Raw genomic sequence first — 14,961 nt, 5'->3', positions numbered from 1 at the left:
CATTTATTTTTGGATAAGGAAGGCTGGAGCAGGGCATAAGCCGAATTCTGTTTTCTCCGAATAAATCGGAGAATGGAATCATTTCTCTTGTTCCAGGATTACTCCTGGAATCTTAGCAGCCTACCCACCCTGCCTCTCTGATAAATCAAAGATTCGAACGGGCAATTCTTATCCATTTTCCTTTAGCAAAAGGAGAATGGAAAGCAGGGTCTATTTGGCCTTGCTCCAGATGGGGTTTGCCATGCCTCTGATGTCACCATCAGAGCGGTGAGCTCTTACCTCGCCTTTTCACCCTTACCCTGTTCTTTATAAAGAACAGAGCGGTATGTTTTCTGTGGCACTTTCCGTATTCCGATTTCTCGGAACCCTGGGTATTACCCAGCATCCTGCCCTGTGGAGTTCGGACTTTCCTCCTCCCCATAGTATTTTGGGGAAGCGATTCCATCGCCTGCTCCAGCCTTATATTTTATACCATATTGTTCAATTTTTTTGTAGAGGTTTGACCTCGGTGTTTTTATTTTTCTCGCAGTTTTTGATAAGTTCCACTTATTCTCTTTTAATTTTTCAACAATAAATAGTTTTTCAGCTTCTTCTTTAAACTCTTTTAGTGTTTTAGTCCTGCTTATTTCTGGAACTAAAACTGATGTTTCACCTTTTATATAATTAGGGAGGTCATCCGCATCGATAATTTCTTTTTCAGTCATTATAATAAGTCTTTCAACAAGGTTTTTCAATTCTCTCACATTTCCTTTCCATGGGTATCTCATCAAAAATTTTATTGCTTCATCGGAGAATTTTTTCATCTTAAAATTATTTTCCTCTGAGAAAGTTTCAGAAAAATAATTTATGAGAATTGGTATGTCCTCTTTTTTATCTCGGAGAGGAGCTGAAACGATTGGAACAACACTAAGGCGAAAGTAGAGGTCTTCTCTGAAGGTTCCTTTTTTTATTTCATCTTTCAAATTTTTGTTTGTAGCAGCTAAAATTCTGACATCGACCTTTATGATTTTTGATGAGCCCACCCTCTGCACTTCTCCTTCTTCCAGAACTCTTAACACTTTTGACTGGGTTCTCAGGCTCATATCTCCTATTTCATCAAGAAATATCGTTCCCTTATGGGCAAGTTCGAACTTTCCAATTTTTTTGTCGGTTGCTCCAGTGAACGCTCCTTTTTCATGGCCAAATAGTTCTGATTCGATTAGTTCTTCAGGAATTGCTGCACAATTTACCTGTATAAACGGAAAGGATGACCTTAGACTTAATATGTGAATCTCTCTTGCTATCAACTCTTTTCCTGTTCCGCTTTCTCCCATAATCAGTACAGTTGCATCTGTCCGGGCAACCTTTAAAATCTGCTCTCTCAATTCTTTTATTGATGTCGATTCACCTATTAGCTCATATTTTTTTTCTGTTTTCTTTTTCAACAGTATATTTTCTTCTCGAAGTTTATTCTTTTCTAAGGCATTTCTAATTGAGAGTAAAACCCTTTCTCTTGAGAGGGGTTTTTCAAGAAAATCAAAAGCCCCTAATTTTGTTGCTTCTACTGCAGTGGATATAGTTCCATGACCGGATATCATAATGACTTCTGTAAGGGGCTTTCTTTTTTTTATTTCCTGAAGAATTTCCATTCCATTGATGCCCGGCATTTTTATATCCAGAAGGATTAAATCCGGACCTTCTTCTAATAATCTATATGAAGATAAGGCTGATTCAGCTTCGATGCATTCATATCCTTCATATTCGAGTATCATACTTAAGCTTTTCCTTATGTTTTCTTCATCATCAACAATTAGGATTTTTTTCTTCACCATTTTCAATATATCAAGCATAACTTAGATAAATAAATTTTTCCATCAGTTCCTTCTATAGTTGAACCTCTGTCAAAAACAAAGAAAATACCTGTTATGTATTTAAGATTAATGGGATAATCCTTTTTTCCCTTTATATTATAAAGATCTTTGAAATATATTATTTTTTCCTCCCAATTTTCTTTTATTTTTACTGATCGGGCCCACCATCTTTCCTCATTCTGGAATATGTCTCTAACTTGAAACCAGACTCTCAATTTTTTATCACTCTTAATGTTGAAAGAAAGCCCTTTGTATTCATTAAAATTCATGTATTCTCTTCGTGTAAGGGCGCACCAGAGGTTCTCATTCTTTTTTTCAGGAATTCCAAGTTTGAATTTCATTAAAAGATAATTTTTATTCCCATCCTCTGAAATTTCAGTATGTACCCATGATTTTTGGTCTTTTTCCTCCACAAAATATTTTTCATTTTTAAAATCCGTTAGAAATTTTTCTTTCAAAAGTTCATTTTTTTGCCCATTGATTTCATCAGTTTTTTTGCTTCTCATATAAATTGGATTTGACAGGATCCATGGCACATCCTCCCTTAACACTGGATTATTGATGAGATGAACCTCTGCTCTATAAAAGCCATTTTCTTTAACCCTGTATTTCAGAATTTTTTCCTTTGATTTTTTTATAGTTTCTCCATTTTTGATAAGATGTATTTCAAAGGGAAAGTTAAAAGATGCTTCTACAAAAAGGTCGGATTCTTTTTCTTCTATCTCCCCGGCACTTAAAAATTTATTACCTTTTTTCCCATAAAACCTGAATCCACGACTTGAGGAAGCCCCATCTATCGAAGAATAGAATTTTCCATTTTTCAGGCTATTCAGGATTAACGCTCTTTTTTCCCTAAAATTTATGGGAAAATCTTTTTCAACAGGAATATGTAATTTGATTATTCTGAAAAGCGAGCTGTATGAAGGAAAAGGAAGAGAAAACGATTCTGTAATGCTAAGCTTCCCATGGGCATCAAGGGCATAAAAACCCCAGACTTCTCCCTTTTTATTCAATGAATCCCATTTTTTTATCTCTTCTACTGGGTTTTTTATTATCCTTAAGAATGCGTATAATGGATTTATTGGATATATAAAAGGAAGAGTAACAAGAGAAACAAGATTGTGACCTCTCATCTGAGAATCAATATTTATAATTTCAATTCCATTAAAATTTCCATCGAAATTTCCATTCCATGGAACCTTCTTAGAATTAGGATGAGCTATTATTGAAATTCCTCCCCCTTCTCTTACATCCTCCATAGCTTCTTTACCAACTGGAGAAAATTTATAAGTTGGCTCTTCAAAACCAATTCCAAGAAGATGTCCTTCATGGACAGAGATTTCTGAACCGGAAATTACAGAGATACTGTTATGAATTCCTTCCTGTTTTAAAGACTTAAAATTCGGGTGACCATGGTCCGTGAGGATCAGAAAATCAAGGCCAGCTTTTTTTGCCTCTTCTGAAATCTGTTTTACATCGGATTTTCCATCGCTAAGGATAGAATGAACATGAATAACTCCTTCCAGTTCGGATGAATTTACATCACTTTTATAAGGTGTGAAAAAAAATTTTTTATAATTTAAGAGGAAAATTAATAATAAAAATAATAAGACTATTTTTAGTGTATTTTTTAATTTCATTTATTTATCAATAAAAAAACTTAGCGTTCAAAGTTTTGTGGTAATATAAATCAACTTAACATTTTTATGAGCTGGAAGGGTGGCAAAGAAACCGAAGGTTCCTGAAAACCGTGACGAATGCGTAGCGGGCATGGTTTCTCTCGTGCATTTTCGGGAGAAGAGCGACGCATGAGTGCCGAGCTGTAATTTTCCAAGTGTGCTGTCCCATAAATCTTTTCCCAGAGAAAGGAGTTCTTTGACAGCACACTGAAGGGGTATGGGGAAGGTGTCTTCCCCATGTCTGGGGGGGTGCTCAGCGAAGCGTCTAAGGAGGGCTTGCCCCCATAGGGAAAGTGTTGTGACACAAATAAATAACAAAGACAATTTTGAGTGTCACAACACTTTGATGGGGAAAATACAGCATGTTTTAGGGTCACTCTTCCAGCTCTAATTATTGACTACTACAAAACTTTACTTATTTTCATAAAAAAGCATCGTTTTATTTTAATGATTATTTCCTTCTGATGAGCTCTTTCATTTCTCTTACTGCCTTCTCGATCCCGACGATTGCTGACCTTGCGATGATTGAAAAGCCGATGTTTAGCTCTTCTATTTCTCCAATTTTTACGATTGGTGATACATTTTTATAGTCAAGCCCATGACCCGCTACAACTTTGAATCCGATTTCTTTTCCAATTTTTGCGGCATTTTTAATCTTCTGAAGTTCCATTTCCCTTTCCTCCAGCGTTTCTGTTTCTGAGTACTTTCCAGTATTGATTTCGATCGTATTTGCTCCTAACTCTCCACATTTTTTGATTTGTTCTACATCTGGGTCGATGAATATAGATACTTCTATTCCCTCCTTTTTCAACCTATCAACAGCATTTTTTAATTCCTTGAAATTGGAAATAACATTAAGACCTCCTTCAGTGGTGAGTTCCTCTCTTTTTTCAGGAACAAGAGTAGAAATATCAGGTTTGTATTTTGCCGCGATTTCTATCATTTCAGTAGTTGCTGCCATCTCAAGATTTAATTTTGTCTTGACAACTTTTCGCAAAATTTCAAGGTCTCTTTCCTGAATGTGTCTTCTGTCTTCTCTAAGGTGGATTACAATACCATCAGCTCCAGAAATTTCAGCTAACAAAGATGCTAAAACAGGGTCTGGCTCTTTTGCTTTTCTTGCCTGTCTTAGAGTTGCAATATGATCCACATTCACACATAATTTCATTTTTCATCTCCCAAGGTATTTTTTACAGCAGAAGCAATTTCTTCTGCCCAATCTTTGATTTTCTCTTCATTTTCGCCTTCTATCATTATTCTCAGTTTAGGCTCTGTACCTGAATATCTGAGAAGAATCCTACCACGCTTTCCGATTTCTTTTTTTATTTTTTCTTCGATGTTAACTATTTCAGGCAATTCATTTAAAGGTTTTTTCTCCTTGACTTTTACATTTACTAAAATTTGAGGAAATTTCTCCATATCTGAGGAAAGCTCTTTCAGGGACTTTTTTTCAGCGACGATTACTTTCAGCATCTGTATAGTAGTGACAATTCCATCTCCTGTTGGTAAAATATCGAGAAAGATTGTATGACCAGATTGTTCTCCTCCAAGTTTTGATTTTCTCTTCCTCATTTCCTGTAGTACATATTTGTCTCCCACTGGAGTTCTAATCAGCTTAAAGCCATACTTTTTTAAAGCAATTTCTAATCCTAAATTACTCATCACAGTTCCTATGATGAATGGAGAGATAAGTTTATCTTTTAAATATTTAGCCTGAATTAGAAGAGTGTGATCACCATCAAAAATTTCTCCATCCTTATCCACCCAAATAGCCCTATCAGAATCTCCGTCATAGGCAATACCAAAAATAGCTCCTTTTGATGTAGCCTCCTTTGAAAGAGATCCTGGGAAAAGGGAACCGCATCTATAATTTATATTTTTTCCATCAGGGTTATTGTTTATTGGAATAACATCAAAGCCCAGTTCTGAAAATAGGATAGGGGCAAAATTTGATGCTGCTCCATTCGCACAGTCCACAACAATTTTCAGGTTATCCCCATTTAGCCCTTCTCCTACTTTTTTGAGAAAATTAAAATATTCCGAAGAGAATTTTTTATCTTCGATAATTTCTTCTCTTTTTATCTTTGACCTCTTTCTTTCGATTAATCTTTTTTCGATCTCCTCTTCAATTTCATCCTCAATCTTTATCCCATCAGAACCGAATATTTTTATTCCATTATCTTCATAGGGATTGTGAGAAGCTGATATAGATATCCCCGCGGAAAAATTAAATTTTCTTGTTAAGTAACATATGGCTGAGGTTGGAATTATTCCAGCAAGATAAACTTTCCCATTTTTTGATTTTATCCCCGAGCAAAGTGATGCTTCTATCCAGGAACCCGATTCTCTTGTGTCTTTTCCAATCAGGACATTTTTTTTAATTCCTCTCTCTTCAAATATTTCAGTGAGTATTTGCCCGATTATATACAAAGAATCATAATCTAAAGGAAATTCTCCTGCTTTTGCTCTTAAGCCATCTGTTCCGAAATATTTTGACATTCTATTCCTCGTTTGTCTTTTCGATTTCTATTTTTACTATCACAAATTTATCATCCAAAAGCCTTAAATATTGATTGGGAGGAAAAATATTTACCTTCATTTCTATCGAAGAATTTAATTGGGATAGATTTATAGAATCAGTCTTAACGTTCATCCCGTCTTTAAATCTTGTCTTGGGCCCAGATACTTTAGTTTTGTTTGGAAACACAGTTACACTCTTTAACTTTAACCCCTTCGCCATTTTTCCAGTTATAACTGGTTTAATGTCTACATATTTTTCTTGAATGGTGTCAAAAGTAATCTGAATCATCGACGGGTTTATTTTAACTATTTCTGCTTCCTCAGGAATGATTATATCTTCATCAGAAATTTTAAACCATTGTGTTCCTTCTTTCGCTTTTTCAAGGTTTAATTTTAGTGAGATTTTGTCTGGATTTAAATTCCTTATTATTCTTTCCGGGGCTCGAATTCTTATCTCAGCATTTTTTACAGAGGTTCCGATAATTTCCAAATTATTTGGAATGTTTTTTAGTTCGATTGGAACAGGAATGTAGATATCAGAAAAAGATTTTTCATCTTTACCAATTGTAAACCATATCAGGAATGCAAGCACAATCGAAATAATTTTAATTTCAATGTTTTCCTTAAAAAAATTCTTTATGATATTCTTCATTCAATACCTATTAATTTTATCATCCTTTCTTCAAGCTCATCCCTTGTTAAATTTCTTATAAGATTCCCTCTGGATGCAAGAGATATCGAGCCATTTTCTTCTGACACAACTACAACTATTGCATCCGTCTCCTGAGAAAGTCCAATAGCAGCCAAATGTCTTGTTTTTATCTTTAGCTCTTCACCATAAGAATGATGAGAAGGAAAGGGGAGAAGGCATCCCGCTGCGGTTATTTTATTTTTCTGAATTATTATAGCTCCATCGTGTAAAGGGGTTCTCGGGTAAAATATGTTCACTATTAAATCTTTTGATATATTTGCATTTATGGGTATACCTTTTTCCGCAAAGCTTTTAAGAGATATTTCTCTTTCAATTCCTATTAGGGCGCCTATCCTCTGGGATGAGAGATACTCAACCGCAGCAGATATTTCTTTTATGCTCTTTTCTGAAGGTTTGGGAACAAATGGTCTGAAAAGTTTTTTTGAGCCAATGTCAGCTAAAAATTTTCTTATTTCTGCCTGATACAGGACAATTAGTGCGAATATAAGGTATGGGATGAAATTTCTTATCAGCCAGTTGAAAGCACGAAGATTAATCAGTTTTGAAATTATATAGGCAAAGCCAATGATAAAAAGTCCTATTGTCATCTGATAAGCTTTTGTTTCCTTTATCAGGAGAAGAAAATTGTAAATAAGAAATGCAACAATAAGAATATCGAAAATATCAGCAAGACTAAACTTCGATAAAAGATGAAGAAGGGTTTCCATTTTTTGTCTTATGAATATAATATTTCTTCCGCTGTTTTTATTGCTCTTTTTATTGATTTTACATCATGGGATCTGAGAATATGAGCACCATTTATTACTGAAATTATTGATGCTGCAATCGATCCCTCAACTCTTTCTTTTGGGGGAAGGTTGAGAATCTTACCTATAAAAGATTTTCTTGAAACTCCAATAAGAACAGGTCTTTTAAATTTTTCCAAAAAATTAAGGTTTTTTATGATTCTGAGATTGTTCTCGTATGATTTTCCGAAACCTATTCCTGGATCTATAATAACTTTGTTTAGATCTATTTCGTTTAAACTGAGAAAGTTTATCCTTTCATAAAAAAAATTTTCAATTTCTTCGAAAAGATTCTCATAAACAGGATTGTCCTGCATGGTTTTAGGAGTTCCTTTCATATGCATAATAACGAAAGGACAACTCTCTTTTTTTATAATTTTTATCATTTCCTTGTCAAACCTCAATCCACTTATATCATTGATCATATCTGCTCCCCAATCAAAAGCTTCTTCAGCTATTCTTGCTTTATAGGTATCCACGGAAATGAAACAATTTACTTTTTTCCTCAATTCTTTTAGTACAGGTATTACTCTTTTTCTTTCCTCTTCCAGAGGAGTCGGCTCGGAACCAGGTCTTGTGCTTTCTCCACCTATATCAATTATTTCAGCTCCTTCTTCCTCCATCTGGGTTCCCTTTTCTATAGCTTTTTCAGTACTGAAATAATCACCTCCATTAGAGAAAGAATCGGGTGTTACATTCAGGATTCCCATTATTTTTGTTTCTTTTCCAAGAATGAGTTGTCTACTTTTAAATTTTATCGAGAAAATTTCCCTCATTTCGAAGGAATCTCTCCGGCCATTTCCGGCGAAGATGTTTCTCTTGTTTTCTTTCTCTGGGCTTTTTCAGTTTTTGGTTTTGTCTCTAAAATAGCATTAATTTCATCTGATGTTAACACTTCTTTTTCGAGTAATGTTTCTGCAATCTTGAAGAGTTTGTCTTTTTTCTCCGATAATATATTTCTTGCTCTTTCATAATTTCTCATAATGATTTTCTTTACCTCTTCATCGATTTTTTGCGCTGTTTCTTCACTGAAGTCTCTTCTCATTGTCAAATCTCTGCCAAGAAATACAAGGTCATCTCTTTCCCCAAATGTTATTGGGCCTAAATCTGACATACCCCATTGACATACCATTTTTCGAGCTATCTCTGTGGCTACATCAAAATCATTGCCAGCTCCGGTGGTCATATTTCCAAGACCTATTTCTTCAGCGATTCTACCAGCAGATAGAACTGAAATCTGGGCTTCTAAATATTCTTTATTGTATGTGTACCTGTCATCAAGGGGTAATTGTTGAGTAACTCCGAGGGCAAGTCCTCTTGGAATTATTGAAACTTTATGGATCGGGTCAGCTTCAGGGAGAACCGATGCTACCAATGCATGCCCTGCTTCATGAAATGCAGTATTTTTCTTTTCTTCGTCTGAAATTATCAAGCTTTTTCTCTCCGCACCCATAAGTACCTTATCCTTGGCATGTTCGAAATCTTTCATTTGAACGGCTTTTTTACCATACCTTGCTGCATTTAGAGCAGCTTCATTCACCATGTTAGCTAAATCTGCTCCTGAGAAACCAGGAGTTGTTCTGGCAATTAATTTTAAATCTGTATCTTTATCGAGGGGAATTTTTCTTGTGTGAACTTTTAATATTTCTTCCCTTCCTTTAACATCCGGCTTGTTTACAACAATTCTTCTGTCAAATCTTCCAGGCCTTAAAAGGGCATGATCTAAAATGTCGGGTCTGTTTGTGGCAGCTATTAAAATTATTCCTTCATTGGAATCGAATCCGTCCATCTCCACAAGGAGAGCATTTAAAGTTTGTTCTCTTTCGTCATGCCCACCGCCAAGTCCAGCACCTCTTTCTCTTCCCACAGCATCTATTTCATCTATGAAAATTAGACAGGGTGCATGCTTTTTCCCTTGGTCAAATAAATCTCTCACCCTTGATGCACCAACTCCCACAAACATTTCAACAAAATCTGAACCGCTAATGGAGAAAAAAGGCACATCTGCTTCTCCAGCTACCGCTTTTGCAAGCAATGTTTTTCCTGTTCCTGGTGGACCGACAAGAAGCACACCCTTTGGAATTCTGCCTCCAAGTCTTTGAAATTTCTGGGGATCTTTAAGAAATTCGATTATTTCTTGTAATTCTTCCTTTGCTTCATCAACACCAGCAACATCTCTAAATGTTACCTTTTTGCCCGACTCAGAAAAAAGTTTAGCTCTGCTTTTTCCAAACGAAAGGGCTTTGTTTCCACCACTTTGCATCTGTCTCATAAAAAGAATCCAGAAAACAACGAGGATAATAAGTGGTGCCCATGTAAATATATAGGAAAATATGGGGCTCTGAGATGTGTCTTTTACTGATATTATTACTTTATGCTCTCTTAAGATCTTGACAAGGTCATTATACTGAGGTGGAGCTGTTGTTTTAAAAGCAGTTCCATCCTCATAAGAACCTTTTATTTCAGAGCCACTGATTGTTACTTCGTTTATTTTTCCAAGAGTAACCTCATCAAGAAATTCACTGAATTTTAGTTCTTGTTTCTTCTTCGCTGGACTCTGCAATAAGCTCCACAATAGAATGATGATAATCCCTGTTACTATCCAAAAAAGAGCACTTTTTAATGTAGACTTTTTTTTCCCATTCATTAAAACCCTCTAATTTAAAATTTTACCACGAATTTAAACATTTGCAAATATTATTTGACATTCAGTAAGCATCTCCTTTTCCGTGATGAAGACAGAAAATGTCATGCTGAACTTGTTTCAGCATGACACTTTCAGGATTCGGAATAACACTCGTAAATGAGCATTTTATCTTCCATCACGAAATTGGAAATGCTTCCGGACAAAAGAATTTTTTTGACAATTAGAGGGAAATGTTTTAATATAATATTTATGCCAATATATGAATTTAGTTGTAATGAGTGCAATGAGAAATTTGAGGTTATCATATTAAAATCAGACCAGATTATAGAATGTCCGAAATGTAAGGGTAAAAGTTTAAAAAAACTTTACTCTCCTTTTGGCATAGCAGGAGGAGATAAGTTTGAAAGCAGTGTTTCTTCTTCCAATTCTTGCTCTTCATGTAAGATGACAAGCTGCAGTACCTGCGACTAACTAAAGAATTTCGTTTAATCTGAATCCTATTTAAAATACTTGAATCAAACACAATTTACTTAAATTCTCTTTGTCTCTCTGGTGTGACATGAAAATAGGTTTAGGCTCTATGTTAAAAATGTTGATGATACAATAGAGAGAAATTGACTTTAGAGTGCAAAAATGCTAAAAAATTAAATGGTTTTATGATTTCTTTAGATCTGTCGCTGTTCGCTATTGCATTGATAATAGGCATTCTTACCTTTTTCATGCAAAAAGTTTACTTCAATTCTGTTTCGAAAATAAAAGAGGGCAGGGAGAGTCTAATTTCTAAGAATGAAAAAAAGGTTTCTGAAATAGTTTCTATTTATGAGGAAAAATTATCGTTTTTAAATGATAAACTGAGCCAGGCAAGAATTGAAGCTTCAGAGATTAAGGAAAATATTAGAAACAAAACCCAGACTGAAATTGAGAGAATAATAAATGAGGCAAAAGCTTTATCGGAGAAAATGCTGAAAGAGGAATTAAAAAAAATAGATAATCAAAAAAGAGAGGCTATAAAAAAGTTAGAAAAGGAAGCCGATGAGATTTCAGAAATGATAGTGGAGAGTTTTTTAAAAATATGAAAGCGAGTGTCTTGTCACTTAAATATCTTTTTTTATTTTTATGCGACAAGACACTTTCCCTATGGGGGCAAGCCCCCCTTAGACGCTTCGCTGAGCACCCCCCAGACATGGGGAAGCCTCTTCCCCATGCCCCTTCAGTGTGCTGTAGGAAAGATTTTTTGTTTATGAAGATGTTTACGGGACAGCACACCAGGCTTGTATTAGTTTTATTTATTTTCTTTTCAGTGTGCTCGTCCATAGATATTTTCGGAATGAGCGAAGGTGAAGCCCACAGATCAGCATGGTTTGATTTTCTTGGAAAAACTTTTAATTTTGTTATCCTTTTTGGTTTCATATTCCTTTTAATTAGAAAATCATTGATAAATTTTTTGAAAGGTAGAGGGGATAAAATAAAAGAAAGAATCGAAAGCTCAGAAAATCTCAAAAAAGAAGCAGAGGAAAGATTAAGATCAATTGAAAGGAGACTTGAGAGAATAAGAGAAGAGATAAAAGGGATGAAGAAGAAGGCAGAGGAGGAAGGAATAGAGGAGAAGAAAAAATTATTAAAGGAAGCCGAGGTAGAAAGAGAGAAAATCCTGAGATCTGTTAAGAAGGAAATTGAAACCCATGCAAAGAAAGCAATGGATGAGCTAAAAGAATATGGTTCTCAGCTTTCAATAGCTCTGGCAGAAGAAAAAATGAAAAAAACACTGGATAAAGATCAGCAAGAGAAAATAATTACCAAAGTCTTGGAAGATTTAAAGGAGATTTAATAATGAAGAGTGAAGTAGTAGCAAGAAGATATGCGATGGGATTGGTGAGAGCTACATCTTCTGAGAAAGAATGGAAAATAATACATGGAGAATTGAATAAAATTTTAGAAATATTTAAGAGCTCTGAGGAGCTGATTTCATTTTTAGAATCTCCTTTTTTTCCGAGAAAAATTAAAGGAGAGGTTTTAAAGAAAATTGGAGAATATTTTAATTTTTCAGAAAAAACTAAAAATTTTCTTTATCTTGTTGAAGAAAAAGGAAGAGTAAATTTACTGAAAGAAATCGTCATGAGTTATGAAGATTTATGGTATCAAAAGAAAGCCATACATAAATTAGAGATATATTCTGCTTTTCTCTTGAAAACAGAACAGAAAAAGCAGATAATAGCTAAGCTTGAAAAAATTTTAAAAGGAAAGATAATTTCTAATTTTAAAACAGACCCTTCTATCATTGGAGGGTTGAAGATAAAAAAAGGAAATGTATTTTATGACGGAACAATAAAAGGAAATCTAATAAGACTTAAAGATAGAATAACAGGAGAAAAAGAATGGAAATCAGAGCAGATGAAATAAGTAAAATAATAAAGAGTCAGATCGAGAATTACAAATTGGATATTGATATTGAAGAAGTGGGGATAGTAATTTCAGTGGGTGATGGCATTGCCAGAATCCATGGACTTGATATGGTGATGTACAACGAGATGCTGGAGTTTCCCAATGGAGTTAGAGGTATTGCATTAAACCTTGAAGAAGATAATGTGGGAGCTGTCCTTTTAGGTGAGACCCATAAAATTAAAGAAGGAGACCTCATTAAGAGAACTCACAAGATTATGTCTGTTCCAGCTGGAGAAGCTTTAATAGGGAGAGTTGTTGATCCTCTTGGAAATCCCCTCGATGGAAAAGGACCGGTAAAAACAAATGTTTTTATGCCTGTGGAAAGGATTGCTCCTGGTGTTGTTGATAGACTCCCCGTTAAAGAACCTCTTCAGGCAGGGATTAAAGCTATTGATGCTATGATTCCCATTGGGAGAGGACAGAGAGAGCTAATAATTGGAGATAGACAGACAGGGAAAACAGCTATTGCAATCGATACAATTTTAAATCAAAAAAATTCAGATGTGATATGCATATATGTAGCAATAGGTCAGAAAAAATCAACAGTGGCTCAGGTGATAAAAATACTCGAGGATTCAGGAGCAATGGATTATTCGATTGTAGTAGTGGCATCAGCATCTGATCCCACTACAATGCAGTACCTTGCTCCTTATGCAGGATGTGCCATGGGTGAATACTTTCGGGATAGAGGGAAGCACTCTCTATTAATTTACGATGACCTTTCCAAGCATGCTGCAGCTTACAGAGAAATTTCTCTTCTTCTCAGAAGACCCCCAGGAAGAGAAGCATATCCTGGAGATGTGTTTTATTTACATTCCAGGCTTTTAGAAAGGGCAGCTAAACTTAATGATCATATGGGAGGAGGCTCTCTTACTGCATTGCCTATAATAGAGACTCAAGCTGGCGATGTTTCAGGGTACATTCCAACAAATGTTATTTCTATAACAGATGGTCAGATTTATTTAGAACCTGATTTATTCAACGCTGGAATAAGACCAGCTATAAATGTAGGAATTTCAGTCTCAAGAGTTGGTGGAAATGCTCAGATTAAAGCGATGAAAAAGGTTGCTGGAACTTTAAGACTTGACCTTGCTCAATACCGGGAACTTGCCACATTTGCCCAGTTTGGTTCTGACCTTGATAAAGCAACAATAGCTCAATTAAATCGGGGGGAAAAACTTACAGAAATTCTAAAGCAGGATCAATATAAACCTTATCCTGTGGAAAACCAGATAGTTATAATTTATGCAGGAACACACGGATTTCTCGATGACCTGGAAATAGAAAAGATTAACTTCTATGAAGAAGAATTGTATAAATACATTGAGACAAATTTTCCTGAAATTTTTAATGAGCTCCGGGAGAAAAAGGATCTGGATGAGGATTTGGAGAAGAGATTAGATCTATCAATCAAAAGATTTACCGAAGAATTTAAAGGCAGACAAAATAAGTAATGCCAACACTTTTAGATTATAGGAGAAAGATCAGAAGCATAAAAAATACTCAACAGATGACAAGTGCGATGAAAACAGTTTCTGCTGCAAAATTAAAAAGAACTCAGAAAACACTTTTATCATCAAGGCCTTATTCTGAAAAGTTAAAAGATGTTATCAGAAGCCTTTCCTCAAGAGTTGTTACTTCTCTCCATCCTTTGCTCGAGGTAAGGGAAGAGAAATCGGTTGATGTAGTTATTGTTACCGGAGATAAAGGATTATGCGGTGCTTTCAATTCAAACATTATAAAATTTTCCCATGAATTTATCGAGGAAAAGACTAAAGAATCAAAAATTAATTTGATTTTGATAGGGAAAAAAGGAAGAGATTTTTTCAGAAAAAGACCTTATCCCATAAGGCATGTATGGATAGACTTATTTTTTAAGATAAATTATGAGAAAACTCTTGATATATCCAAAAAAATAATTGAGCTTTACGAGAACAGGAAAACAGATGCAATTTATGTAATATATAATAAATTTGAGTCATTGATAAGACAGAAAATTGTATGGGAAAAGTTATTGCCAGTTCCCAAATGGGAAACTGAAGAAGTGATGATTGATTATATTTATGAGCCGGAACCGCGGGAGATTTTCAATGAACTTATGCCAAAATATGTAGAATTTCTTGTCTTCAACATTTTGATGGAATCTGCTACTGCTGAACATTCTGCAAGAATGATGGCGATGGAGCAGGCAACAAAGAATGCTGGGGATTTAATCGAAAATCTTACATTGATTATGAATAAAATTCGTCAGGCTTCCATCACAAAAGAATTGATAGATATTATGACTGCTTCAGAAGCTCTGGCTAAATCGAGAATTTAGGAGGAA

13 protein-coding genes, 1 other RNA gene and 1 pseudogene are annotated in these 14,961 nt (G+C 35.0%); 6 read left to right on the top strand and 9 right to left on the bottom strand.

Features of this window, described 5'->3' with window-relative positions; translation table 11 throughout:
- Positions 1 to 20: 20 nt before the first annotated feature.
- From rnpB to ftsH, 9 genes and pseudogenes are all read right to left on the bottom strand, one after another.
- Positions 21 to 456, bottom strand: an RNA gene (gene rnpB, locus AB1410_07230) — RNase P RNA component class A.
- A gap of 29 nt (positions 457 to 485) precedes the next feature.
- A pseudogene (locus AB1410_07225) lies at positions 486 to 1,811 on the bottom strand (sigma-54 dependent transcriptional regulator).
- A gap of 2 nt (positions 1,812 to 1,813) precedes the next feature.
- Positions 1,814 to 3,490 carry a PHP domain-containing protein gene (locus AB1410_07220; GenBank protein MEW6456484.1) on the bottom strand — a complete coding sequence of 559 codons (1,677 nt, stop codon included), beginning with the start codon at positions 3,488 to 3,490 and terminating at the stop codon, positions 1,814 to 1,816.
- Positions 3,491 to 3,980: 490 nt separating this feature from the next.
- Positions 3,981 to 4,697 carry a pyridoxine 5'-phosphate synthase gene (locus tag AB1410_07215; GenBank protein MEW6456483.1) on the bottom strand — a complete coding sequence of 239 codons (717 nt, stop codon included), beginning with the start codon at positions 4,695 to 4,697 and terminating at the stop codon, positions 3,981 to 3,983.
- Positions 4,694 to 6,028 carry a phosphoglucosamine mutase gene (gene glmM, locus AB1410_07210; protein MEW6456482.1) on the bottom strand — a complete coding sequence of 445 codons (1,335 nt, stop codon included), beginning with the start codon at positions 6,026 to 6,028 and terminating at the stop codon, positions 4,694 to 4,696. Before glmM ends, AB1410_07215 begins: the two co-directional genes overlap by 4 nt.
- Position 6,029: 1 nt before the next feature.
- Positions 6,030 to 6,701, bottom strand: a complete 672-nt coding sequence (locus AB1410_07205) for a CdaR family protein (GenBank protein MEW6456481.1) — start codon at positions 6,699 to 6,701, stop codon at positions 6,030 to 6,032.
- A complete protein-coding gene (gene cdaA / locus AB1410_07200) occupies positions 6,698 to 7,468 on the bottom strand; it encodes a diadenylate cyclase CdaA (protein ID MEW6456480.1) in 771 nt (256 codons plus the stop codon). The genes AB1410_07205 and cdaA overlap by 4 nt, the downstream gene beginning before the upstream one ends.
- Positions 7,469 to 7,476: 8 nt before the next feature.
- Positions 7,477 to 8,322, bottom strand: a complete 846-nt coding sequence (gene folP, locus AB1410_07195) for a dihydropteroate synthase (GenBank protein ID MEW6456479.1) — start codon at positions 8,320 to 8,322, stop codon at positions 7,477 to 7,479.
- Complete coding sequence (ftsH, locus tag AB1410_07190; GenBank protein ID MEW6456478.1) at positions 8,319 to 10,193, bottom strand: ATP-dependent zinc metalloprotease FtsH; 1,875 nt, start codon at positions 10,191 to 10,193, stop codon at positions 8,319 to 8,321. Before ftsH ends, folP begins: the two co-directional genes overlap by 4 nt.
- A gap of 156 nt (positions 10,194 to 10,349) precedes the next feature.
- On the opposite strand from ftsH, the gene AB1410_07185 reads away from it, so the two are divergent.
- The 6 genes from AB1410_07185 (at position 10,350) to atpG (ending at position 14,955) form a co-directional block, all read left to right on the top strand.
- Positions 10,350 to 10,664: a zinc ribbon domain-containing protein gene (locus AB1410_07185; protein ID MEW6456477.1), complete on the top strand. Its 315-nt coding sequence runs from the start codon at positions 10,350 to 10,352 to the stop codon at positions 10,662 to 10,664.
- A 143-nt stretch (positions 10,665 to 10,807) separates the two neighbouring features.
- Positions 10,808 to 11,269: a hypothetical protein gene (locus AB1410_07180; GenBank protein ID MEW6456476.1), complete on the top strand. Its 462-nt coding sequence runs from the start codon at positions 10,808 to 10,810 to the stop codon at positions 11,267 to 11,269.
- 164 nt (positions 11,270 to 11,433) lie between these two features.
- The gene (atpF, locus tag AB1410_07175) at positions 11,434 to 12,021 is read left to right on the top strand and encodes a F0F1 ATP synthase subunit B (GenBank protein MEW6456475.1); all 588 of its coding nucleotides are present in this window, start codon (positions 11,434 to 11,436) and stop codon (positions 12,019 to 12,021) included.
- A 2-nt stretch (positions 12,022 to 12,023) separates the two neighbouring features.
- Positions 12,024 to 12,593, top strand: coding sequence for an ATP synthase F1 subunit delta (gene atpH / locus AB1410_07170; GenBank protein ID MEW6456474.1), 570 nt, complete (start codon positions 12,024 to 12,026; stop codon positions 12,591 to 12,593).
- Positions 12,569 to 14,089, top strand: coding sequence for a F0F1 ATP synthase subunit alpha (gene atpA, locus AB1410_07165; protein ID MEW6456473.1), 1,521 nt, complete (start codon positions 12,569 to 12,571; stop codon positions 14,087 to 14,089). Before atpH ends, atpA begins: the two co-directional genes overlap by 25 nt.
- Positions 14,089 to 14,955: an ATP synthase F1 subunit gamma gene (atpG, locus tag AB1410_07160; protein MEW6456472.1), complete on the top strand. Its 867-nt coding sequence runs from the start codon at positions 14,089 to 14,091 to the stop codon at positions 14,953 to 14,955. The genes atpA and atpG overlap by 1 nt, the downstream gene beginning before the upstream one ends.
- Positions 14,956 to 14,961: the final 6 nt, after the last annotated feature.

It is taken from the genome of Acidobacteriota bacterium (assembly GCA_040756905.1).
Classification (GTDB): domain Bacteria; phylum Acidobacteriota; class Aminicenantia; order JBFLYD01; family JBFLYD01; genus JBFLYD01.
The sequence above is the reverse complement of the archived record's forward strand: the minus strand, read 5'-3'. Positions and strand labels throughout refer to the sequence as shown.